Annotated in this window: 20 protein-coding genes and 1 tRNA gene; 10 read left to right on the top strand and 11 right to left on the bottom strand. The window is 61.1% G+C overall.

All coding sequences use genetic code 11. The features are described 5' to 3' along the window. Nucleotides 1-4: 4 nt before the first annotated feature. The 3 genes from proW to OPV09_RS06690 all read right to left on the bottom strand — a co-directional run bounded on the left by proW (nucleotide 5) and on the right by OPV09_RS06690 (nucleotide 3,206). Nucleotides 5-1,108: a glycine betaine/L-proline ABC transporter permease ProW gene (gene proW / locus OPV09_RS06700; protein ID WP_338680931.1), complete on the bottom strand. Its 1,104-nt coding sequence runs from the start codon at nucleotides 1,106-1,108 to the stop codon at nucleotides 5-7. Continuing rightward, the gene (proV, locus tag OPV09_RS06695) at nucleotides 1,105-2,337 is read right to left on the bottom strand and encodes a glycine betaine/L-proline ABC transporter ATP-binding protein ProV (RefSeq protein ID WP_034760513.1); all 1,233 of its coding nucleotides are present in this window, start codon (nucleotides 2,335-2,337) and stop codon (nucleotides 1,105-1,107) included. The genes proW and proV overlap by 4 nt, the downstream gene beginning before the upstream one ends. 584 nt (nucleotides 2,338-2,921) lie before the next feature. Beyond that, nucleotides 2,922-3,206 (bottom strand): polyhydroxyalkanoic acid system family protein, encoded by a 285-nt coding sequence (locus OPV09_RS06690; RefSeq protein WP_034760280.1) that lies wholly within the window; start codon nucleotides 3,204-3,206, stop codon nucleotides 2,922-2,924. A gap of 200 nt (nucleotides 3,207-3,406) precedes the next feature. Here OPV09_RS06690 and OPV09_RS06685 point away from each other — a divergent pair, with 200 nt between their 5' ends. The 4 genes from OPV09_RS06685 to OPV09_RS06670 all read left to right on the top strand — a co-directional run bounded on the left by OPV09_RS06685 (nucleotide 3,407) and on the right by OPV09_RS06670 (nucleotide 7,349). After that, a complete protein-coding gene (locus OPV09_RS06685; protein ID WP_034760283.1) occupies nucleotides 3,407-4,804 on the top strand; it encodes a hypothetical protein in 1,398 nt (465 codons plus the stop codon). A 96-nt stretch (nucleotides 4,805-4,900) separates the two neighbouring features. Further along, complete coding sequence (locus OPV09_RS06680; protein WP_034754675.1) at nucleotides 4,901-5,188, top strand: protealysin inhibitor emfourin; 288 nt, start codon at nucleotides 4,901-4,903, stop codon at nucleotides 5,186-5,188. A 341-nt stretch (nucleotides 5,189-5,529) separates the two neighbouring features. Continuing rightward, the gene (fdxA, locus tag OPV09_RS06675; protein ID WP_010395176.1) at nucleotides 5,530-5,853 is read left to right on the top strand and encodes a ferredoxin FdxA; all 324 of its coding nucleotides are present in this window, start codon (nucleotides 5,530-5,532) and stop codon (nucleotides 5,851-5,853) included. Between the two features lie 275 nt (nucleotides 5,854-6,128). Next, a complete protein-coding gene (locus OPV09_RS06670; RefSeq protein WP_072454276.1) occupies nucleotides 6,129-7,349 on the top strand; it encodes a polyhydroxyalkanoate depolymerase in 1,221 nt (406 codons plus the stop codon). Between the two features lie 96 nt (nucleotides 7,350-7,445). Here OPV09_RS06670 and OPV09_RS06665 read toward each other — a convergent pair whose 3' ends face one another. After that, on the bottom strand, nucleotides 7,446-8,231 hold the full coding sequence (locus OPV09_RS06665) for a substrate-binding periplasmic protein (RefSeq protein ID WP_338680930.1): 786 nt from the start codon (nucleotides 8,229-8,231) through the stop codon (nucleotides 7,446-7,448). Between the two features lie 316 nt (nucleotides 8,232-8,547). On the opposite strand from OPV09_RS06665, the gene rsxB reads away from it, so the two are divergent. After that, nucleotides 8,548-9,279, top strand: coding sequence for an electron transport complex subunit RsxB (gene rsxB, locus OPV09_RS06660; protein WP_072454274.1), 732 nt, complete (start codon nucleotides 8,548-8,550; stop codon nucleotides 9,277-9,279). Beyond that, complete coding sequence (gene nth, locus OPV09_RS06655) at nucleotides 9,276-9,923, top strand: endonuclease III (protein WP_072454273.1); 648 nt, start codon at nucleotides 9,276-9,278, stop codon at nucleotides 9,921-9,923. The genes rsxB and nth overlap by 4 nt, the downstream gene beginning before the upstream one ends. A 118-nt stretch (nucleotides 9,924-10,041) precedes the next feature. On the opposite strand, the gene proB is transcribed toward nth, so the two are convergent. The 5 genes from proB to rplU form a co-directional block, all read right to left on the bottom strand. Then, the gene (gene proB / locus OPV09_RS06650) at nucleotides 10,042-11,160 is read right to left on the bottom strand and encodes a glutamate 5-kinase (RefSeq protein WP_046685445.1); all 1,119 of its coding nucleotides are present in this window, start codon (nucleotides 11,158-11,160) and stop codon (nucleotides 10,042-10,044) included. Nucleotides 11,161-11,187: 27 nt separating this feature from the next. Continuing rightward, a complete protein-coding gene (locus OPV09_RS06645; RefSeq protein WP_338680929.1) occupies nucleotides 11,188-11,598 on the bottom strand; it encodes a hypothetical protein in 411 nt (136 codons plus the stop codon). A 12-nt stretch (nucleotides 11,599-11,610) separates the two neighbouring features. Next, nucleotides 11,611-12,720, bottom strand: a complete 1,110-nt coding sequence (gene obgE, locus OPV09_RS06640; protein ID WP_034754647.1) for a GTPase ObgE — start codon at nucleotides 12,718-12,720, stop codon at nucleotides 11,611-11,613. A 113-nt stretch (nucleotides 12,721-12,833) separates the two neighbouring features. After that, nucleotides 12,834-13,106, bottom strand: coding sequence for a 50S ribosomal protein L27 (rpmA, locus tag OPV09_RS06635; protein ID WP_010395157.1), 273 nt, complete (start codon nucleotides 13,104-13,106; stop codon nucleotides 12,834-12,836). Nucleotides 13,107-13,146: 40 nt separating this feature from the next. Beyond that, nucleotides 13,147-13,458 (bottom strand): 50S ribosomal protein L21, encoded by a 312-nt coding sequence (rplU, locus tag OPV09_RS06630; protein ID WP_034754730.1) that lies wholly within the window; start codon nucleotides 13,456-13,458, stop codon nucleotides 13,147-13,149. 304 nt (nucleotides 13,459-13,762) lie between these two features. Here rplU and ispB point away from each other — a divergent pair, with 304 nt between their 5' ends. Further along, entirely contained in the window at nucleotides 13,763-14,752 is a 990-nt protein-coding gene (gene ispB / locus OPV09_RS06625) for an octaprenyl diphosphate synthase (RefSeq protein WP_034754644.1), read from the top strand. A 50-nt stretch (nucleotides 14,753-14,802) separates the two neighbouring features. Here the strand turns inward: ispB and arsC are convergent, their stop codons facing one another. Together arsC and OPV09_RS06615 are read right to left on the bottom strand one after the other, a co-directional pair. Continuing rightward, nucleotides 14,803-15,225 carry an arsenate reductase (glutaredoxin) gene (gene arsC / locus OPV09_RS06620; RefSeq protein WP_338680928.1) on the bottom strand — a complete coding sequence of 141 codons (423 nt, stop codon included), beginning with the start codon at nucleotides 15,223-15,225 and terminating at the stop codon, nucleotides 14,803-14,805. 13 nt (nucleotides 15,226-15,238) lie between these two features. Further along, on the bottom strand, nucleotides 15,239-15,592 hold the full coding sequence (locus OPV09_RS06615; RefSeq protein WP_319992349.1) for a metalloregulator ArsR/SmtB family transcription factor: 354 nt from the start codon (nucleotides 15,590-15,592) through the stop codon (nucleotides 15,239-15,241). A gap of 121 nt (nucleotides 15,593-15,713) precedes the next feature. On the opposite strand from OPV09_RS06615, the gene OPV09_RS06610 reads away from it, so the two are divergent. The 3 genes from OPV09_RS06610 (at nucleotide 15,714) to OPV09_RS06600 (ending at nucleotide 19,477) form a co-directional block, all read left to right on the top strand. Beyond that, nucleotides 15,714-17,807, top strand: coding sequence for an AsmA family protein (locus tag OPV09_RS06610; RefSeq protein ID WP_338680927.1), 2,094 nt, complete (start codon nucleotides 15,714-15,716; stop codon nucleotides 17,805-17,807). A 72-nt stretch (nucleotides 17,808-17,879) separates the two neighbouring features. Continuing rightward, nucleotides 17,880-17,956: transfer RNA gene (locus tag OPV09_RS06605), tRNA-Pro, on the top strand. 126 nt (nucleotides 17,957-18,082) lie between these two features. Beyond that, nucleotides 18,083-19,477 (top strand): GntP family permease, encoded by a 1,395-nt coding sequence (locus tag OPV09_RS06600; RefSeq protein WP_338680926.1) that lies wholly within the window; start codon nucleotides 18,083-18,085, stop codon nucleotides 19,475-19,477. The last annotated feature ends 12 nt before the right edge of the window (nucleotides 19,478-19,489 follow it).

Raw genomic sequence — 19,489 nt, 5'->3', positions numbered from 1 at the left:
TTTCTTATTGTGCGTCGGCCAGCGTAGCTTGCTGTGCAACATTATTTTTCTCCGTGTTGCCGCGCACCAGGCGCAGCACGAAACCGGCAGGACCCGTCTGGTACCAGTGGCGCACGCCACGGCGTGGCTGGCCCATCGCTTGCGTCAAGCGGTCCAGGGTAATGGCCAGCAGCACGATACCGAGGCCACCGACGGTTGCCAGTCCCATGTCCAGGCGGCCGATGCCGCGCAATACCATCTGGCCCAGGCCACCGACGGCGATCATCGAGGCGATCACGACCATCGACAGCGACAGCATCAGCGACTGGTTGATACCGGCCATGATCGATGGCATGGCCAGCGGAAACTGCACGCGCGTCAGCAACTGCCACGGCGAGGCGCCATAGGCGCGGGCCGCTTCGATCAGGTCGGGACGCACCTGGCGGATGCCGAGGTTGGTCAGACGCACGAGCGGCGGCAGGGCAAAGATGATTGTCACGATCACGCCTGGCGCATTACCGATACCAAACAGCATCACCACCGGCACTAGGTAGACGAAGGCGGGCGTCGTCTGCATGGCGTCCAGCAAAGGGCGCAGGATATTCTGCGCGCGGTCGCTGCTGGCCAGGAAAATACCGAGCGGCAAACCGATGGCCAGACAGAAGGCCAAGGAGGTGAGCACCAGCGACAAGGTCGTCATGGCTTCCGGCCAGATGCCCAGCATCGATACGACCAGCAGCGCCAGCACGGTGCCGATGGCCAAGGTGCGGCTGGTAAATTGCCAAGCCAGCAAGCCGATGATGGCGATGACCGTCAGCGACGGGGCCGCCAGGAGCACGCCTTCCACGCCGGACAGCACGCTGTCGATCGGCGCGCGCACGGCCTGGAAGAAAGGACGGAAATGGGCGACAACCCAGCCCAGGCCCTGGTTGATCCAGCTTTCCAGCGGCAGCGAGCCGTCGAAAATCTGCGTCAGGTGAAAACCGGAGGCCGCGTGTTCCGGCTGTACGGCCGGTCCGGCCGCATCCAGCCAGGACGTGTCGCCCGGCGGCGTCAGCGCCCAGGGATTGATTTGCGCGGCCGGCTGTTCAACAACAGCTTCTACTGTGGAAACGGTGCTTGGATTCATGCTTGTCCTTTCTGTTGTTGCTCGGCAATGGCTGGCGTATCGCGGTCGAGGAACTTCAGCAAGGTCGTCTTGCTGATGGCGCCGCGGAAACTGCCGTCATCGGCCACCACTGGGACGGCGTAAGGCAGTTGCGCCACCTGGCCGAACAGGCCGGCGACTGGCTCGTCTGCATTGATGGTCTGCACGTCAGGCAGATAGGCATGCGCCAGGCCCAGCGGGCCCACATGGCCGTCGAGCGCACTGCGCAGCGAATCGGCCGACACGACGCCGAGGAACTTGCGCTGCGGATTGACGACGTAGGCAAACGCGCGATCCTGCTCTTCCAGCATCGACAGCGCGGCGCGCGAGCCGCGGCTCGGCGACTCGGACACGACGATCTGGCTCTTGCGGGCAATATCGCTGGCCTTAAACACGGCCGCAGCATCGACGCCGCGCACGAAGTTGCGCACGTAATCGTTGGCCGGTTTGCGCAGGATTTCTTCCGGCGTGCCCACTTGCACCACGTGGCCGTCTTTCATGATGGCAACGCGGTCGCCGATGCGCATGGCTTCATCGAGGTCATGCGAAATGAAGACGATGGTGCGGCGCTTGATTTGCTGCAAACGCAGCAGTTCCGATTGCATTTCCGTACGGATGATCGGATCGAGCGCGGAAAACGCTTCATCCATCAGCAGGATCGACGGATCGCAAGCCAGCGCACGGGCCAGGCCCACGCGCTGCTGCATGCCGCCCGACAATTCGTCGGGATAGCTGGCGCCGTAGCCGTCCAGGCCCACTTGTTCCAGCGCTTGCTGGGCCAGCGCATGACGCTCAGGCTTGGGCATGCCGGCCAGCTCCATGCCGAAGGCAGTGTTGTCGAGCACGGTAATTTGCGGCAGCAGCGCGAACGACTGGAACACCATGCTGATGTCCTTGCGGCGCAGGGCACGCAGCTGGGCATCCGGCAAGGTGTTGATGTCGTTGCCGTCGATCAGGATGCGGCCGGCCGTCGGCTCGATCAGGCGGTTCAGCATGCGCACCAGGGTCGACTTGCCCGAACCGGACAGGCCCATGATGACGAAGATCTCGCCCGCTTCAATGGTAAAGGTGGCGTCGAAAACGCCGATGGTGCAATCGGTCTTGGCCAGGATGTCCTGCTTGCTGGCGCCTTGATGAACGAGTTCAAGTGCTTCTTCTGGCTTGTCGCCGAACACTTTGAACACATGGTCGATAATGATTTGTTTTGCCACGATGTGGTTCTCCCTCGATTTGACGAATGGAATGAAACCCAGCAAGCCTGCTAGCTTGCGGCGGGAATCAACAAACCCTGTTGCGTCGGCTACGCCACGGCGCAAAAAGCGCACGGGAGCGACAGGAAACAGGGGGTGACACGCGTGTGACCAGCGGATGGCCAAGGCCGGTGCCGGGGTGCCGTGTGCGTGCTAAAAGAGGCTGTGGTTCAGGACTTTTAACAACGCTAGCGCCATGCAAATACATGGCACCAAATGTATTTGACCGAAAAAAAATCGACCAAGCTACTTTTAACTGGATGCGGGTGTAAAACCCGAAGAATTATTCACCACTGAGCGAGTGGAGAGTACTGCGAAGCAGAAGGTGAAACGCGGTGTAGCTGTTGTAAATATGACTCAAGTATAACGCAAAAAGCCGCCAAAGTCCAATGGCTTTCCAAATAGAAATGTGCTAGCAATGTTCGCTAGCGTACAGTCAGACGTAAAAAAGGCGAAAAGCGACGTGTTTTCGTCGTCTTTTCGCCTTCCGCCGCAGCGCCATTTTTACCACCAAACGAGGCGCGGGACAAGCGGGGCAAACGCCATCAAGCTGGCTCGGTAAACACCTTGCGCATCTTCTCGGCAATCTTGCCTTCGATAGTGGAAGCAAAGGCGCTGAGCATGAAGCCCAGCTTGATTTGCAATTGCGCCTGCTCTTTTTCCAGGGTCAGCGAACCATCGACGCCGCTGCGCTCGAAGCGCAGCACATCGCCATCCCAGGCGCACGCCAAATCATATTCCTGGGCCAGCTTGTCGGCCACTTGCTGCGCCGCTTCGCGCGCCTTTGCTGCCGTCAGCTTATGTTGCTGAACTATATTTATATCCGCCATCAAACGATCCTTTTATTATAAAAACGGGTGCCATACGGCCAGCATCATACCAGCCGCCATGCGGCGGGCGCGGCCGAAGCTGGCGCCGGATGGCTAAAAAAGCCCGTCCTTCCCGCGCATCGCTTGCGCCGTATCAAACCGGATACGCCGAAGCGGGACGACTATTCCAGTTCCAGCTGCGCGTGTCTTGGAGAGCTACCATGGACCAGAAAGTCATCGTGCCGGTCGAAGCCGTACTGACCAAATGCGTGTCCCTGCCCGTCGGCTATGTCCCCACCCCCTCGGCGCCGTACCGCCAGCACCGCAAGAATGCGCAACTGACCCTGCAGCCGGGGCCGCCCCGCCTGACCGAGGCGACGGTGCGCAACGCGGCCGCCGTGCCCGTCGGTTCGCGCGTGCTGATCTGGAAGCAAGACCCGTCCGTCAGCGAACTGGGCACGCGCAAGACCTTCCTGCCCGGCCTGATCCTGCAAGGCCCGCGCGACGCGCGCGTCACGTTCGGCGAACCGGGCATCGCGCAGGTCAGTCCGAATGCCTTCGGCGACTTCATCGTTTCGCCCAACACCGACCAGTTCGACGCCGTGCACACGTTTGCCATCGTGCGCATGACATTGACCATGTACCAGCGCGCGCTGGCCAGCAACGACACGGCGCCGCCCCTGCCCTGGCAATGGAACAGCGCCAGCAACACGGCACCGCTGCGCGTGTTCCCGCACGGCTTGCCCAATGTCATGAATGCCTATTACAGCCGCAGCGACAAGGCGCTCAAGTTCGGCGATTTCATCCCCAGCGGCGCCACCGAGCGCGTCTACACCTGCCGCTCGCTCGACATCGTCTCGCATGAAACAGGGCACGCCGTGCTCGATGGCCTCAAGCCCAACTGGCTGCTCAGCAACAACCCGCCGCAGACGGGCGGCTTGCACGAATCGTTCGGTGACCTGACGGCCATCTTCCTGGCCCTGTCGCAGCTGGACCAGGTGGAAGCGGTCATCGCGCAAACGAAATCCGACCTGCACGATAAAACGTTTCTGGCTGACCTGGCCGAGCAGTTCGGCCTGGCCCTGGGCCGGCCGAACGGCTTGCGCAATGCCGACAACGACATCAAGTTGTCGGAGGCAGGCACGGAAGTGCACGCCATCTCGCAAGTGTTTACGGGCGCCATCTACGACATCCTGGCCGACATCTTTGCCCACGAACGCCAGCCACAGCTGGAAGACGACGCGGCCGTGCTGCACCGCTGCGGCGACTACCTGCGCAGCCTCGTCCTGCGCGCCCTCGTGGCATCGCCCGACCAGGCCGCCACCTATGCCGACGTGGCCGGCCACATGCTGACGATCGCCGAGACCGATGGCAACAGCGCCTACCTGGACTTCATCCGCAACAGCTTTACCGTGCGCGAAGTGCTCAAGGCCAATGCCATGACGGAGGATGGGCAAATGACATTTGCCCCCGCTGTCGTCGACGAAGACAACGCCGTGCAAGACAGGCGCGCCTGCTGCGGTACCATGAACCATGCGGAATACAGCGAGTCGGATCAATTGCTCGAAGCGGAGCGCGAAGCGCTGGCCGCCTGGTGCCGCAGTTACGGCCCCAAATAGACAGCACTGCAGCGCACCAGCGCGCCCTATCCAGGCCTGCCGGAACAGCGGCAGGCCGTGGCGCGTCCCACCACCACCCCAACAGCAAGGAGCAGCATGAAAATTTCAGCCCGCAGCAGCGGCGGCTTTGCCGGCCTGAGTGAACAGTACGAGATCGATACGCAAGCCCATCCGGCTGGCCCCGGGCTGGAAGCGGCACTGGCCAGCAGCGGCTTTTTCACGCACGCGCAGGCGGCGGGCGAACAGGTGGGCGCCGATATTCCCCACTGGCAGATCACCGTCGACGCGCCCAACGCGCGGCGCACCATCACGTTTGCCGAGGATGGCAGTGCTGAAAATGCACGTTGGCAGCAATTGCTGACGCAAATACGCGCCAGCGCCTGATAGTTTCGGCACGATTTGGCACTTATTTTTACCGATCTTGATTTGGGTAAAACAAAAACACCACACGGCAAGCCAGCGCGCCGCCCGCCCCGCACCCTGCCGCATCGGGCGACTGTCGCTTTCTTGCCGCGTTCTTCATCGCAACGTCCCGGATAGTCGCTGAATTGCCCGCTCTGTGCGGCAACGCCACTGCCAAAAAATGAATTTGCTTATATGTATTGTATATAAGCGGGATTTGTGAGAAATAGCGAATTGCCTTAAAATACAATGCTTTGCTTTAGTACGCGCCGCCGAGGTTCCTGCAGGCGCTACAGCACCTCCCCCAAATTGATAGGACTGTTATGACCCACGTTGTCACCGAATCCTGCATCGCCTGTCGCTATACCGACTGCGTCGATGTCTGCCCGGTAGATTGTTTCCGGGAAGGCCCAAACTTCCTGGCAATCGATCCGGACGAATGTATTGACTGCGCCGTCTGCGTGGCAGAGTGCCCGGTGAACGCGATTTTCGCGGAAGAAGACGTGCCGGGCGACCAGCAAGCCTTCATCAAGATCAACGTCGATCTGGCGCGTAACTGGCCTTCGATCACCAAGACGAAGGCTGCCTTGCCGGAAGCCGAGCAATACAAGGACGTCAAGGACAAGCTCGACATGCTGGTGCGCTAAGCGCACGGCAGCTACGGCGGCGATTCTTGCGGGGGAGGCTCTTCCCCGCAGGGGCGTAGCGGCAAAAAACAGACAAAAAGCAGCGGAAACGCTGCTTTTTTTGCTTTTAAAGCATGGTTGCAGGTCTATCCATGCAAGTGTGGCGCGCTGTCACAACTATGCGCAAACTGTGGATCTATGCGCGGTAAAGCACATTTTGTCCTCAACAAATATCGTAAAATTGGATTATGATATTTGAGCCGATATTGGCGCTTGGAATCAAACAAGGACTCTATATGCTTTACCAACTGCACGAACTGCAACGCTCTTTCCTCACTCCGGTGATGCAATGGGCAGACATGTCCTCCAAGTTATTTACCAACCCGGTTTCTCCACTGGCCCACACCCCGTTTTCGCAACGCATCGCAGCCGGCTACGAGCTGATGTACCGCCTTGGCAAAGACTACGAAAAACCGCAATTCGACATCCAATCCGTTCTCGTCCAAGGCGAGAGCGTCGACATCCGCGAACACGTTGTCGTGACAAAACCGTTTTGCCGTCTGATTCACTTCAAAAAAGAAACCACTGGCTTGCAACAGCCCAAAGTTTTGCTGGTTGCCCCCCTGTCCGGTCACCACTCGACCCTGCTGCGCGACACCGTGCGCGGCTTGCTGGCCGAGCACGATGTCTACATCACCGACTGGACGGACGCGCGCATGGTACCGCTGACGGAAGGCCCGTTCCACCTGGACGACTACATTTATTATGTGCAGGAATTCATCCGTCTGCTGGCGCCTGACTTGCACGTGATTTCCGTCTGTCAACCGACCGTGCCCGTGCTGGCCGCCATCTCGCTGATGGCGACGGCAAAAGATCCGCACATGCCGAAAACCATGACGATGATGGGCGGCCCGATCGATCCGCGCCGCTCGCCTACGCAAGTGAACAACCTGGCGACGGAAAAGAAATTCTCGTGGTTTGAAAACACCGTGATCTACGCGGTGCCGCCGAACTATCCGGGCTTTGGCCGCAAGGTCTATCCGGGCTTCCTGCAGCACGCCGGCTTCATCGCCATGAACCCGGGCCGCCATGCGCAAAGCCACCGCGAGTTCTACATGCACCTGGTGACGGGCGACGACGAGCCGGCGGAAGGCCACCGCCAGTTCTACAACGAGTACAACGCCGTGCTGGACATGCCGGCCGAGTACTACCTGGAAACGATTAAAACCGTATTCCAGGAATTCAGCCTGCCGATGGGTACGTGGAAAGTGGGCGGCCAGCTGGTGCGTCCGCAAGACATCACGAACGTGGCGCTGTTCACGGTAGAAGGCGAACTGGACGATATCTCCGGCGCCGGCCAGACGCAGGCGGCGCATGACTTGTGTTCCGGCATCCCTGCCGAGATGCAGCAAGACTTCGTGGCGCCGAAATGCGGCCACTACGGCATCTTCTCGGGCCGCCGCTGGCGCGAAATCATTTGCCCGAAAATCGGTGAATTCATTCAGAAACACGGCTGATACACGGCATCTCCATCAAAACGCCACGCCAGTTCACACTGGCGTGGCGTTTTCTTTTATGCACGTGAAACAGTGGCGCCACACGTCAGTGGGAAGTCAGGGGGAGGATGGGGCCGTAGCCAGGCTCTGGTCGAGCCGTTTCCAGTAATCGCGTTCGAGGCGGGCCGTGTCAACATCGCGCGCCGCCTCGTTGAAGCGCTTTTGCCACAGCGCGCCCTGGGCATCGCGCTGAAAGCACACGTGCACGGGGCGCTCCTTGAAGACGGACTCGATGATGCCGATGCGTTCCCGTTCAGCCTTGCTGAAATTGCGCCCCATCAGCAAATGCTGCAGGACATGGCGCTCGATGACGATCACGCGGTAGCGCTTGATCAACAGTTTTTTCAGATTCGTCGCGTCGTTCAAGCCCTCTTCCGTCTTCAGCTCGCCGCGCGCCACCATGCCATCGAACTGTTCTCCATTCGCATAGCCGGCCACGGTGCCGATGCGCAGCTTGCCCAGATCGGCCAGGGTGGCGCCGGGCGCGCCATCTTCCTTCAAATAGGCCAGCACGCCCTGCGTATTGCCAACCGGCACAGAAAAGTGGCAGAGCTTTTCCCGTTCCGGCGTGCGCCAGACGGCCAGCAGCCCGGCGTAGCGGGGGCTGGCCAGGCCGAACTGCATGGCGCGCTTCCAGGGGAAATATTCATATTTGACTGCATAGCCGAGGCGCTCGAAGACGGCGCTGACCATGGCGCCCGACATGCCGTCGGCAGGCAGGCTGCGGGTAATGAAGGGCGGCCAGTCTTCCGCCGCGAAGCGGACGATGCGCGAGCTGGCAGCGCCCGGCGCCGCCATGGGCGAGGCCGCCTGCCCGTACGCAAGGGCAAGTGTAGAGTGCATGAGCAAACAGAAGGGCAAACCAACTGTCCGGAGGAAACGCATGTTTGGCTCCTATGGCCTGGCGCGCATTGCAATGCAGGCGCGGCAACAGGACTGGCGGTCGGCTTTTGATAACTAACTTGATAAAATCATGCTCCCACAAAAAAAAGAAATTGCAAAGTTGTTTATTTGCACTTTGACATTCCCATTGGAAATAAAATACGATTGCGGCGCGCCTGCAACAGCCCGCCTTGGCGCACCTTATCCCCTCTTGCAAAACAGGTTTTTACTTGTGCGCGCCCCAGATGGCCGATAATGGCGTTTTACCGTATCGAAGATGACCGTGCCGCACCCTGCCCCTCCCTCACTTGCCGACCAGATCGAAGACTTGCTACCGCAAACGCAATGCACCAAATGCGGCTACAACGGCTGCCGCCCATATGCGGAAGCGATAGCCGCCGGCAGCGCCGACATCAACCAGTGCCCGCCGGGCGGCGTGCAAGGCATCGCGCGCCTGGCAGGCTTGCTGGGCAAAAAAGTCATCCCGCTCAATCCCGTCAACGGCCTCGAACGTCCGCGATCTGTCGCCTATATCGACGAATCGCTGTGTATCGGCTGTACCCTGTGCATCCAGGCCTGTCCCGTGGACGCCATCGTCGGCGCCGCCAAGCAGATGCATACGGTGGTCACCAGCCTGTGCACGGGCTGCGACCTGTGCGTGGCGCCCTGCCCCGTCGACTGCATCGTCATGTACCCGGTCAGCGGCGACGCCACGGGCTGGGATGCCTGGAGCCAGGCAGAGGCCGACGACGCGCGCGCGCGCCACGATTTCCGCACACAGCGCCTGCGCCGCGAAGCCGAGGCCAACGACGCGCGCCTGGCCGCCAAGGCCGTCGCCAAGATGCAGGAAGTGACACTGGAAGTGCCCGTCACGCCAGATGAACAGGCAGAAAAGGAGCGCAAACGCGCCATCATCGCCGCCGCCATGGAGCGCGCGCGCGCCAAGGCCGCTGCCGCCAGCACGGATACCGCCCCGCCAGCCCCCAACACGCCGAAAAAAGACGCATGAACGCCGCCAAACGCCTGGAAATCTTTACGCGCTTCCGCGCCGCCAATCCATCCCCGAAAACGGAGCTCGAATACACGACGCCGTTCGAGCTGCTGATCGCCGTGCTGCTGTCGGCGCAAGCAACGGACGTGTCCGTCAACAAGGCGACCCGTTTGCTGTATCCGGTCGCCAATACGCCGGCCAAGATACTGGCGCTGGGCGTCGACGAGCTGGCCAGCTACATCCGCACCATCGGCCTGTTCCGCACCAAGGCGAAGAACGTCATCGCCACCTGCCAGATCCTGCTCGAGCAGCACGGCGGCGAAGTGCCGCGCGACCGCACCTCGCTGGAAGCCTTGCCCGGCGTGGGCCGCAAGACGGCCAATGTGGTCATGAACACGGCGTTTGGCGAACCGACGATGGCCGTCGACACGCACATCTTCCGCGTCTCGAACCGCACCGGCATCGCGCCGGGCAAGAATGTCGATATCGTCGAGCAAAAGTTATTGAAGTTTGTACCGAAAGAATTTCTGCACGACGCCCACCATTGGCTCATCCTGCACGGCCGCTACACATGCACGGCGCGCAAGCCGCAATGCTGGAACTGCATGATCGCCGACCTGTGCGACTACAAGGACAAGTCGCCGATGCCGGCCGTGGTGTAGTCAAAAAAAACGGCCCGAATGGGCCGCTGTCGTTGCGTCGTAGGTCGGATTAGCGCGCAGCGCGTAATCCGACAGGACGCGGCAACAATGTTGTCGGATTACGCTACGCTAATCCGACCTACAGCAAGACCATATTGTCGCGGTGAATCAGCTCATGGCCTTCCATGTAGCCGAGTATCGCCTCGATCTCGGTGGACGGCTTGCGCATGATGCGGCGCGCTTCGCCGCTCGTGTAGTTCGACAGGCCGCGCGCCACGGGCACGCCGTCCGCGTCGACGCAGGTGATGACGGCGCCGCGGCCGAACTCGCCGTTCACGCCCGTCACGCCGATCGGCAACAATGATTTGCCTTCCTGACGCAGCTTTTGCACGGCGCCCGCGTCCAGCACGACGGCGCCAGCCGTATGCAGATGATCGGCCATCCACTGCTTGCGCGCCGTCAATTGCCCCGTTTGCGCCCGCAGCTCCGTGCCGATCGCTTCGCCCTGAGCCAGGCGGCTGAGCACGTCGCTGTCGCGGCCCCAAGCGATGATCGTGTGCGCGCCGGACTTGGCGGCACGCTTGGCGGCGAGGATTTTCGTCAGCATGCCGCCACGCCCCAGGCTGCTGCCGGCGCCGCCGGCCATCGCTTCCAGGGCCGGGTCGCCGGCGATGCCTTGCGTGATCAGGTAGGCGTTCGGGTCCTTGCGCGGGTCCGCCGAGAACAAGCCGTGCTGGTCGGTCAGGATGACGAGCGCATCGGCTTCGATCAGGTTGGCGACCAGAGCGCCCAGGGTGTCGTTGTCGCCGAACTTGATTTCATCGGTGACGACGGTGTCGTTTTCATTGATGATCGGCACCACGCCCAGGCGCAGCAAGGTCGTCAGGGTGGAGCGGGCATTGAGGTAGCGTTCGCGGTCGGCCAGGTCGGCGTGCGTAAGCAGCACTTGCGCCGTGCCGAGGCTGTGGGCGCGGAAGCTGCTTTCATAGATTTGCGCCAGGCCCATCTGGCCGACGGCGGCGCACGCCTGCAATTCGTGGATATCGGTGGGGCGCTGCTCGAAACCGAGGCGCAGCATGCCTTCGGCGATCGCGCCGGAGCTCACGAGCACGACTTCCTTGCCCAGGGCGCGCAAGCCGGAAATCTGCGCGGCCCAGCGCGCGATGGCGGCATGGTCGAGCCCGCGGCCATCGTTGGTGACCAGCGAGGAGCCGACTTTGATGATGATGCGGGTAGCTTTTTGAATCACGGAATCCATGGGGCGGCGCTCTTCACTTAATAGACGTCAGCGCGCAGGACGCAGCAGCAGCAAGGCCAGCCCCGCCGTCAGCTCCATTGCGCACATGAACAACACAAAACCCTGGGGCAAGCCGAAGCTGATGGCCGCGAACAGACGGCCGGCGGGCTGCGCCAGGACCAACATTGCAGTGATATCGCCGAGGACAGGCGGTTCGCCCTGCCGTGCCGCGAACAGCGCCAGGAGTGCGGTAGCGCCCCAGACACCGACATGAGTAGCGTAGAACTGGCTGTAGCCATTGACGCCATTGAGGAAGATGCCCATGCCGGCCGCCATTGCATCGGCGAACAGCAGACAGGCGACCGCGCTCAGCCCGTAAGCATACGCGATCAGATGCAATACACGGCGCTGCCACGCTTGCTTGCGCGCGGACGCGGCAGCGGCCATCTGTACCGACATCAGGGTAAAGCCTTAGTCGAGGATCTTGAAACGCGGATCATCCGGGTCGATCGACGAGATACCGCGTGCTTCTTCGGTCATCTGCGTCTCTTCGGCACGGCTTTCGCTGTGTTTCTTCTCTTCCAGATGCTGGTAAATCGCATTCACCAGTTCCGGGCAACCCTGATGGTTCAGCGCGGAGATCTCGAAGACGGGACCTTTCCAGGCGAAACGCTTGAGGAAGTCCTTGACGATCTTCTTGCGCTCTTCTTCCGGCACCATGTCGAGCTTGTTCAACACCAGCCAGCGCGGCTTGTCGACCAGCGACTCGTCGTACTTCTTCAATTCCTTGACCAGCGCCTTGGCTTCCTTGACAGGATCGACGTTGGTTTCAAACGGCGCCAGGTCGACGATGTGCAACAGCAAACCCGTGCGCTGCAAGTGGCGCAGGAATTGATGGCCCAGGCCCGCGCCTTCGGAAGCGCCTTCGATCAAGCCGGGAATATCGGCGATCACAAAGCTCTTCTCGTGCGACACGCGCACCACGCCCAGGTTCGGGTGCAGAGTGGTAAATGGGTAATCGGCAATTTTCGGACGCGCGTTCGAGACGGCCGAAATGAAGGTCGACTTGCCGGCGTTCGGCATGCCCAGCAGGCCAACGTCAGCCAGCACTTTCAATTCCAGGCGCAGTTCGCGGCGTTCGCCTTCCTTGCCCTCGCCTTTTTGGCGTGGTGCGCGGTTGGTCGAGGACTTGAAGTGGATATTGCCCCAGCCGCCTTCGCCGCCCTTGGCCAGCATTTCGGTCTGGCCGTGCTCGGTCAGGTCAGCCAGGATTTCGCCGCTCGCGTTGTCGATGATCAAGGTGCCGACCGGCATGCGCAGGTGGATGTCATCGGCGCCCTTGCCATAGCAATCTGCGCCACGGCCAGGCTCGCCATTGCGAGCCTTGTGCATTTTGGAGAAGCGGAAATCGACGAGCGTGTTGATATTGCGGTCGGCGACTGCCCAAATGGTGCCGCCCTTGCCGCCATCGCCGCCATCGGGACCGCCGAAAGGCCGGAATTTTTCACGGCAGAAAGAGGCGCAGCCGTTGCCGCCATCGCCCGCGATGACTTCGATTTTTGCTTCGTCGATAAACTTCATAATTTTGCCGCCATAAAACTAAAAAGGCTCTACCTTGGGCAGAGCCTTTCGATTGAAGGCTTGCGCCTTACATCATGCGATCATTGCGGAGCGAACTGGCGCTCCGCGATGAATTACGCTGGTACTGCTGCGTTAGGTACAACGGTCACGAATTGCTTCGAGCCAGCACCTTTGACAACGAACTTCACTTTGCCCGCGATCAGCGCGAACAACGTGTGGTCCTTGCCCATGCCTACGCCTTCGCCGGCGCGCACTGGGGTGCCGCGTTGACGAATGATGATGCCGCCAGCATTGATAGCTTGGCCGCCGTAGACTTTAACGCCCAGACGTTTTGATTCTGAATCACGGCCGTTTCGCGTTGTGCCGCCGCCTTTTTTATGTGCCATTTAAGACTCCTTGATAGCTGATTAATTCAAACAGCGGCGATTAGCCGTTGATCGAAACGATTTGGATTTCGGTAAAATTCTGGCGATGGCCTTGATGCTTTTGGTAGTGCTTACGACGACGCATCTTGAAAATTTTGACCTTATCATGGCGACCATGCGCCACAACCGTAACCAGTACCGTTGCACCTTCGACCAATGGAGCACCAAACTTGATGCTGTCGCCCGCGCCTACTGCGAGAACTTGATCGATGGTGATTTCGGAACCAATGTCTGCCGGTATCTGTTCTACTTTAAGTTTTTCGCCAGCGACAACTTTGTATTGTTTGCCACCGGTTTTTATGACCGCGTACATGATTTGAAACCTCATCAAATGTTGAAAGAATTTGTCCCATTGCCGTGCAAAGCAAGCCGTACACAACAGGGGGAACCAGCGATTATACACGGACTGAGAAATTGCGTCAAAAACTATTCACAAAGGCCGATGATCGTGGTATGTCGACAACCCGGCCGTCATGTCAGGCTTGCGCCAGGCGGACAGCAAAACGCGCGCCAGTGCCAACAAGATCAATCAATTGCCCTACAGTCATAGGCAAACGTCACGCACGCGCAAGCCTTGTCGTATAATCGCGGCACCCACAATCTAATGCAGGTTCGCCTTGTCTGACGCTAACAAACACGTTAACCAAAACACCATCGTGCAAACGATTGCCGCCGATATGGATGCAGTCAATACGGTGATCCGCCAAAAGTTGCACTCCGATGTGATTCTGATCAACCAGATCGCTGAATACATCATCAGCGCAGGCGGCAAACGCATCCGTCCCGTGCTGATTTTGCTGGTGGCCAATGCCCACGCCTATCGCGGCACGGCGCACCATGAACTGGCCGCCGTGGTCGAATTCATCCACACCGCCACCCTGCTGCACGACGACGTCGTCGACGAATCGTCGATGCGCCGCGGACGCCAGACGGCCAATGCCCTGTTCGGCAATGCCGCGTCGGTGCTGGTGGGCGACTTCCTGCACTCGCGCTCGTTCCAGCTGATGGTGTCGCTCAATAATATGCGCGTCATGCAAATCCTCTCAGACGCCACCAACGTGATCGCCGAAGGCGAAGTGCTGCAATTGCTGAACATGCACGATCCGGACGTGACGCAAGAAAGCTATTTGAACGTCATCCGCTCGAAGACAGCCAAGCTGTTCGAAGCGTCGGCGCAACTGGGCGCCCTGATCGCCGGCGCCAGCGAAGACGATATCGAAGCGGCTGCCGAATACGGCCGCTCGCTGGGCACGGCTTTCCAGCTGATCGACGACGTGCTCGACTATGCAGGCGACGCCGCCGAAATCGGCAAGAACGTGGGCGACGACTTGCGCGAAGGCAAACCAACGATGCCGCTGATCTGGCTGATGGAAAACGGTACGCCTGAACAGCGCGAACTGGTGCGCAGCTGCATCGAGCAAGGCGACGAACAGCATTTCGATACCGTCTTGACGGCCATCACCAGCAGTGGCGCCCTCGACTACACGCGCAAGCAGGCGGAAATCGCCGGCCAGCGCGCCGCCGACGCCATCGCCGGCTGGCCGGACAGCGTCTACAAGCAATCGATGCTGCAACTGTGCTCGTTTGCCGTGGACCGCAATCACTGATCGAGTTTTATTATATGCAATACAAAACGGCGCCACTGGCGCCGTTTTTTTTACTTCACCGGCTTGCCATCGGCGCCGACCACGGCCTGGCCATCTTCCTTGGCAAATGCGCCTTGCTGCGCCAGCGGCAGGATTTCCAGCACTTTTTCCGACGGCCGGCACAGGCGCACACCCAGTTCCGTGACGACGATGGGACGGTTGATCAAAATAGGATGGGCTTGCATGGCGTCCAGCAGGGCAGCATCGCTCAGCTCGGGATTGGCCAGGCCCAGCTCGTCGTACAGGGCGCCCTTGTCGCGCATGACGGCGCGCACGGACAGGCCCGCGCGCTTGATCAGGTCGACCAGCTCCTCGCGCGTCGGCGGATGCTTGACGTAATCGATGATGACGGGCTCGACGCCCGTGTTGCGGATCAGGGCCAGGGTATTGCGCGACGTGCCGCACGCCGTGTTGTGATAAATCGTGATCGTCATGTCGTGATGTCCTTCAGTTAGTGGGTTCGTTGACGCAGCAAGGCGCGCCAGCGCAGCAGTTCTCGGTCAAAAAGGCCAGCAAGCCGTTCATGCCCGCATAGTTGGCGGCGTAGATGATGGAGCGGCCCGCCTTGCTCGCCGTCACCAGATTGGCATGCGCCAGTTCTTTCAGGTGAAACGACAGCGACGATGGCGCGATCGCCAGCGCTTCGGCGATTTTCGTCGCGGCCATGCCTTCCGGCCCCGCTTGCACCAGCAGGCGGAACACGGCCAGCCGCGATTCCTGCGCCAGCGCGGCCAGGGCCGCGATGGCGGCCGTGCTCGTCAGTGGCTCGGCTTGAGCCGCGATTGAGTTTTCATTTTCCATATTTCAATAATAGTCGAATTATTGAATCATTTCAAGCGAGGTGTCTTACGTAACCCAGCGCACCGACTGTTATGGCCTATCGGTCTACCTTGATGAAAAAATCACTGCGATTGGCAACCTCATGACACGCTCAACCCCGCTCAAAATCCTCGGCTGGAGCTTGGCCGCCCTGCTCGCCCTGATCACCATCGTCGTCATCTTCGTGCTGACCTTCGACTGGAACCGCGCCCGCCCCTACATCAACGAAAAGGTGTCGGAAAGCACGGGCCGCAACTTCGTCATCGGCGGCGATTTGCAGGTGAAATGGCAGCAGGGGCTGAAGACGGAGCCGGGCTGGCGCCGCTACGTGCCGCGGCCCGTCATCAGCGCGCAGGACGTGCGCATGAGCAACCCGGACTGGGCGACGGCCGGCCCGCAACTGGCCAGCGCGAAACGTATCGACGTGGCCATCCATCCCTTGCCCCTGTTGCAGCATCGCGTGGTGCTGACGGACCTGGCGTTCCAGGCGCCCAACATTGCCCTGCAGCGGCGCGCCGATGGCAGCAACAGCTGGACCTTGAAAGACAACGGTCCTTCGGCATGGGACGTGGAAATCCAGCGCATGGCCTTCGGTGACGGCGTCATCCGCTATCTGGACGAAGGCATCGCCCTCGACGTGCACGCCAAGGTCAGCTCGACGGCGCCCGACGCCACGCCCGGCGATGCGCCAGGCAGCGCGCCCGTGCAGAAATACGGCATCGCCTTCACCCTGGGCGGCAGCTACCGCAAGGCGCCCGTGACGGGCGGCGGCAAGGCGGGCGCCGTGCTGTCATTGACCGACAACCACACCGTGTATCCCGTGCAGGCGCATGCCGTGCTGGGCAAGAACAAGGCCAGCATCGATGGCACGCTGACGGACCCGCGCTCGCTGTCCGGCATCGATTTGCAGCTGAGCCTCGCTGGCGCCAGCATGGCGGACCTGTACCCGCTGACGGGCGTGCTGCTGCCGGAAACGCCGGACTACGCGACCAAGGGTCGCCTGCTGGGCAAGAAGGACGGTGCCAGCTGGAACTGGACCTACCAGAATTTCAAGGGCACGGTAGGCGAGAGCGACCTGGCCGGCACCCTGCAATATCTGCCACGCCAGCCGCGGCCCCTGCTGCGCGGCGAAGTGACCTCGCAGCAGCTGCGCCTGGAAGACCTGGGCCCCACCATCGGCGCCGACAGCAATGCGCGCAAACAGGCGCGCGGCAAGGCGCCCGTGCAGCCCGGCAATAAAGCGTTACCCGTGGAACAGTTCAACACGGCCAAATGGGATGCGCTCGATGCCGACGTGAAGTTCACGGGCAAGAAACTGGTACGCACGCACGATATCCCGCTCAACGATATCGTCGCCAACATCCGCATGAAAGACAAGGTGCTGAGTTTGACGCCGCTCAATTTCGGCATGGCCGGCGGCAATATCACCTCGAACATCACGCTCGACGGCCGTCAAAAGACCATCGCCGCGCAAGCCAAGGTGGCGGCGCGCCACCTCAAGATACGCGAACTGTTTCCCAAGCTGCAATCGATGCAAGCGAGTTTCGGTGAAGTGTATGGCGATGCGGCGCTGACGGGCCACGGCAATTCCGTCTCGGCCATGCTGGCCAGCGCGAATGGCGAGCTGGCAGCCACCGTCAGCGAAGGCTCCGTCAGCCAGTTCATGCTGGAACTGGCTGGCCTGAACCTGGCCAACGCCGTCTTCGTGAAAATCTTTGGCGACAAGCAAGTCCACCTGAACTGCCTGGCCAGCGACTTCGCCGTCACGAATGGCCAGGCGGACGTGCGCCGCTTCGTGCTCGATACGGACACGGCCGTCGTCAATGTCACGGGCAACGTCAACCTGGCCACCGAAACCCTGGACCTCGACGTGCGCCCCCGTACCAAGGGCGCTCGCATCATCACCCTGCGCACGCCGCTGTACGCGAAAGGCACGTTTAAGAACCCGGACGTGGGCCCGCAAAAAGGTCCGCTGGCATTGAAAGCCGGCGCCGCCGTGGCCCTGGCCACAGCCGTCACGCCGCTGGCCGCCCTGCTGCCGCTGGTCAACGTCGACAAAGCCCCCGACACGGACTGCGCCGCCGTCATGGCCCAAGCGAACGCCACCCGCAAGGCCCCGACTTCGCCCGCGACGAATGCGCCAGCGAAAAAAGTGAGCGAAGCGGAAATCAAGAAGGCCCAGCAGGAAAAGAAATAAGCAGGCTTGCAGCAAACAGCCTTGATACAGCCGCTTGAAACCCGCCCCGCCATCTGCTGTAATAAAGAAAAGCGGGGTGTGGCTCAGCCTGGTAGAGCGCTGCGTTCGGGACGCAGAGGCCGGAGGTTCGAATCCTCTCACCCCGACCAGCCTTTCCCTCACTGCGCCAGCTTGAACTGCTTGCACCTTGACCTGCGCGTTGGCGGGTTGCCGAGAAGTATGTTATTAATTTCACTATTAATATCTTAACCACTTCTCGCGCAAGGGCCTGACCGATGTCTTTCCTGATAGTTCTGGCCGCACTGGCCTTCCTCATGCTGGCCGCCTACCGCGGCTACAGCGTGATCCTGTTTGCGCCCGTCGCTGCGCTCGGTGCCGTGCTGCTGACCGATCCGTCGGCCGTGCCGGCCGTCTTCAGCGGCATCTTCATGGAAAAGATGGTGGGCTTTATCAAGCTGTATTTTCCCGTCTTTTTGCTCGGCGCCGTGTTCGGCAAGCTGATCGAGCTGTCCGGCTTTTCCCAGTCCATCGTCGTGGCGGCCATCCGCTATATCGGCAGTGCGCGCGCGAATGCCGTGATCGTTGCCGTGTGCGCAGCCTTGACGTATGGCGGCGTGTCGCTGTTCGTCGTGGTGTTTGCCGTGTATCCGTTTGCGGCCGAGCTGTACCGTCAGAGCAATATTCCCAAGCGGCTGATGCCGGGCGCCATTGCCCTGGGCGCGTTTTCCTTCACCATGGATACGTTACCGGGCACGCCGCAGATCCAGAACATCATCCCCACCACTTTCTTCAACACCACCGGCTGGGCCGCACCGTGGCTGGGCACCATCGGCGCCGTGCTGACGGTGATCATGGGACTGGCTTTTCTCGAATGGCGCCGCCGTTCCGTCATGGCGACGGGCGAAGGTTATGGGGCCGAGGCCGACAAGGCCACGGCCGGCGTGGGCGACCTGCCCCATCCGCTGCTGTCGGTGGCGCCTTTGGTGCTCGTCGGCGTGGCCAACTTTGCGCTGACCAAACTGATTCCCCAATGGTACGGCGCCAGTTACGTGCTCACCGCCGAGGCCCTGCCGGGCTTGCATGCGCCCGTGTCGACGTCGATCGGCGCCGTGACGGGCATCTGGGCCGTGGAAGGTGCCTTGCTGCTGGGAATTTTGCTCGTCTGCGTGACGGCCTTCGGGCGCATCCGCGCCGCGTTTGCCGAAGGCACCAAGGCGGCCGTGGGCGGCGCCTTGCTGGCGGCCATGAATACGGCGTCCGAGTATGGTTTCGGCGGCGTCATCGCCGCGCTGCCCGGCTTTCTTGCCGTCAGCAACACCTTGCGCAGCGTGCCCGATCCGCTCGTCAACGCGGCCGTGTCCGTGACGACCCTGGCCGGCATCACTGGCTCGGCCTCGGGCGGCATGAGCATCGCGCTGGCCGCCATGTCGGACAGCTTTATCCAGGCCGCACAGCAGGCGCATATTCCGCTGGAAGTCATGCACCGCGTCGTGGCCATGGCCAGCGGCGGCATGGATACCCTGCCGCACAATGGCGCCGTGATCACCCTGCTGGCCGTCACGGGCCTCACGCACCGCCAGTCCTACCGCGACATTTTCGGCATCACCGTCATCAAGACGGTGGCCGTGTTCCTCGTCATTGCCATCTATTACATGACGGGACTGGTCTGAGGGTTGGGGCAA

The sequence above is a fragment of the Janthinobacterium sp. TB1-E2 genome (genome assembly GCF_036885605.1).
GTDB classification, from domain to species: domain Bacteria; phylum Pseudomonadota; class Gammaproteobacteria; order Burkholderiales; family Burkholderiaceae_D; genus Janthinobacterium; species Janthinobacterium aestuarii.
The sequence above is the reverse complement of the archived record's forward strand: the minus strand, read 5'-3'. Positions and strand labels throughout refer to the sequence as shown.

Bases quoted from the DNA above. Each gene is read 5' to 3' on its own strand.
- proB (WP_046685445.1), bottom strand. From the start codon at position 11,160: ATGGATTCCGTGATTCAAAAAGCTACCCGCATCATCATCAAAGTCGGC.
- obgE (WP_034754647.1), bottom strand. From the start codon at position 12,720: ATGAAGTTTATCGACGAAGCAAAAATCGAAGTCATCGCGGGCGATGGC.
- OPV09_RS06685 (WP_034760283.1), top strand. From the start codon at position 3,407: ATGGACCAGAAAGTCATCGTGCCGGTCGAAGCCGTACTGACCAAATGC.
- proW (WP_338680931.1), bottom strand. From the start codon at position 1,108: ATGAATCCAAGCACCGTTTCCACAGTAGAAGCTGTTGTTGAACAGCCG.
- rsxB (WP_072454274.1), top strand. From the start codon at position 8,548: ATGACCGTGCCGCACCCTGCCCCTCCCTCACTTGCCGACCAGATCGAA.
- OPV09_RS06615 (WP_319992349.1), bottom strand. From the start codon at position 15,592: ATGGAAAATGAAAACTCAATCGCGGCTCAAGCCGAGCCACTGACGAGC.
- OPV09_RS06670 (WP_072454276.1), top strand. From the start codon at position 6,129: ATGCTTTACCAACTGCACGAACTGCAACGCTCTTTCCTCACTCCGGTG.
- arsC (WP_338680928.1), bottom strand. From the start codon at position 15,225: ATGACGATCACGATTTATCACAACACGGCGTGCGGCACGTCGCGCAAT.
- OPV09_RS06645 (WP_338680929.1), bottom strand. From the start codon at position 11,598: ATGTCGGTACAGATGGCCGCTGCCGCGTCCGCGCGCAAGCAAGCGTGG.
- OPV09_RS06600 (WP_338680926.1), top strand. From the start codon at position 18,083: ATGTCTTTCCTGATAGTTCTGGCCGCACTGGCCTTCCTCATGCTGGCC.
- OPV09_RS06665 (WP_338680930.1), bottom strand. From the start codon at position 8,231: ATGCACTCTACACTTGCCCTTGCGTACGGGCAGGCGGCCTCGCCCATG.
- OPV09_RS06680 (WP_034754675.1), top strand. From the start codon at position 4,901: ATGAAAATTTCAGCCCGCAGCAGCGGCGGCTTTGCCGGCCTGAGTGAA.
- rplU (WP_034754730.1), bottom strand. From the start codon at position 13,458: ATGTACGCGGTCATAAAAACCGGTGGCAAACAATACAAAGTTGTCGCT.
- rpmA (WP_010395157.1), bottom strand. From the start codon at position 13,106: ATGGCACATAAAAAAGGCGGCGGCACAACGCGAAACGGCCGTGATTCA.
- OPV09_RS06610 (WP_338680927.1), top strand. From the start codon at position 15,714: ATGACACGCTCAACCCCGCTCAAAATCCTCGGCTGGAGCTTGGCCGCC.
- nth (WP_072454273.1), top strand. From the start codon at position 9,276: ATGAACGCCGCCAAACGCCTGGAAATCTTTACGCGCTTCCGCGCCGCC.
- OPV09_RS06690 (WP_034760280.1), bottom strand. From the start codon at position 3,206: ATGGCGGATATAAATATAGTTCAGCAACATAAGCTGACGGCAGCAAAG.
- fdxA (WP_010395176.1), top strand. From the start codon at position 5,530: ATGACCCACGTTGTCACCGAATCCTGCATCGCCTGTCGCTATACCGAC.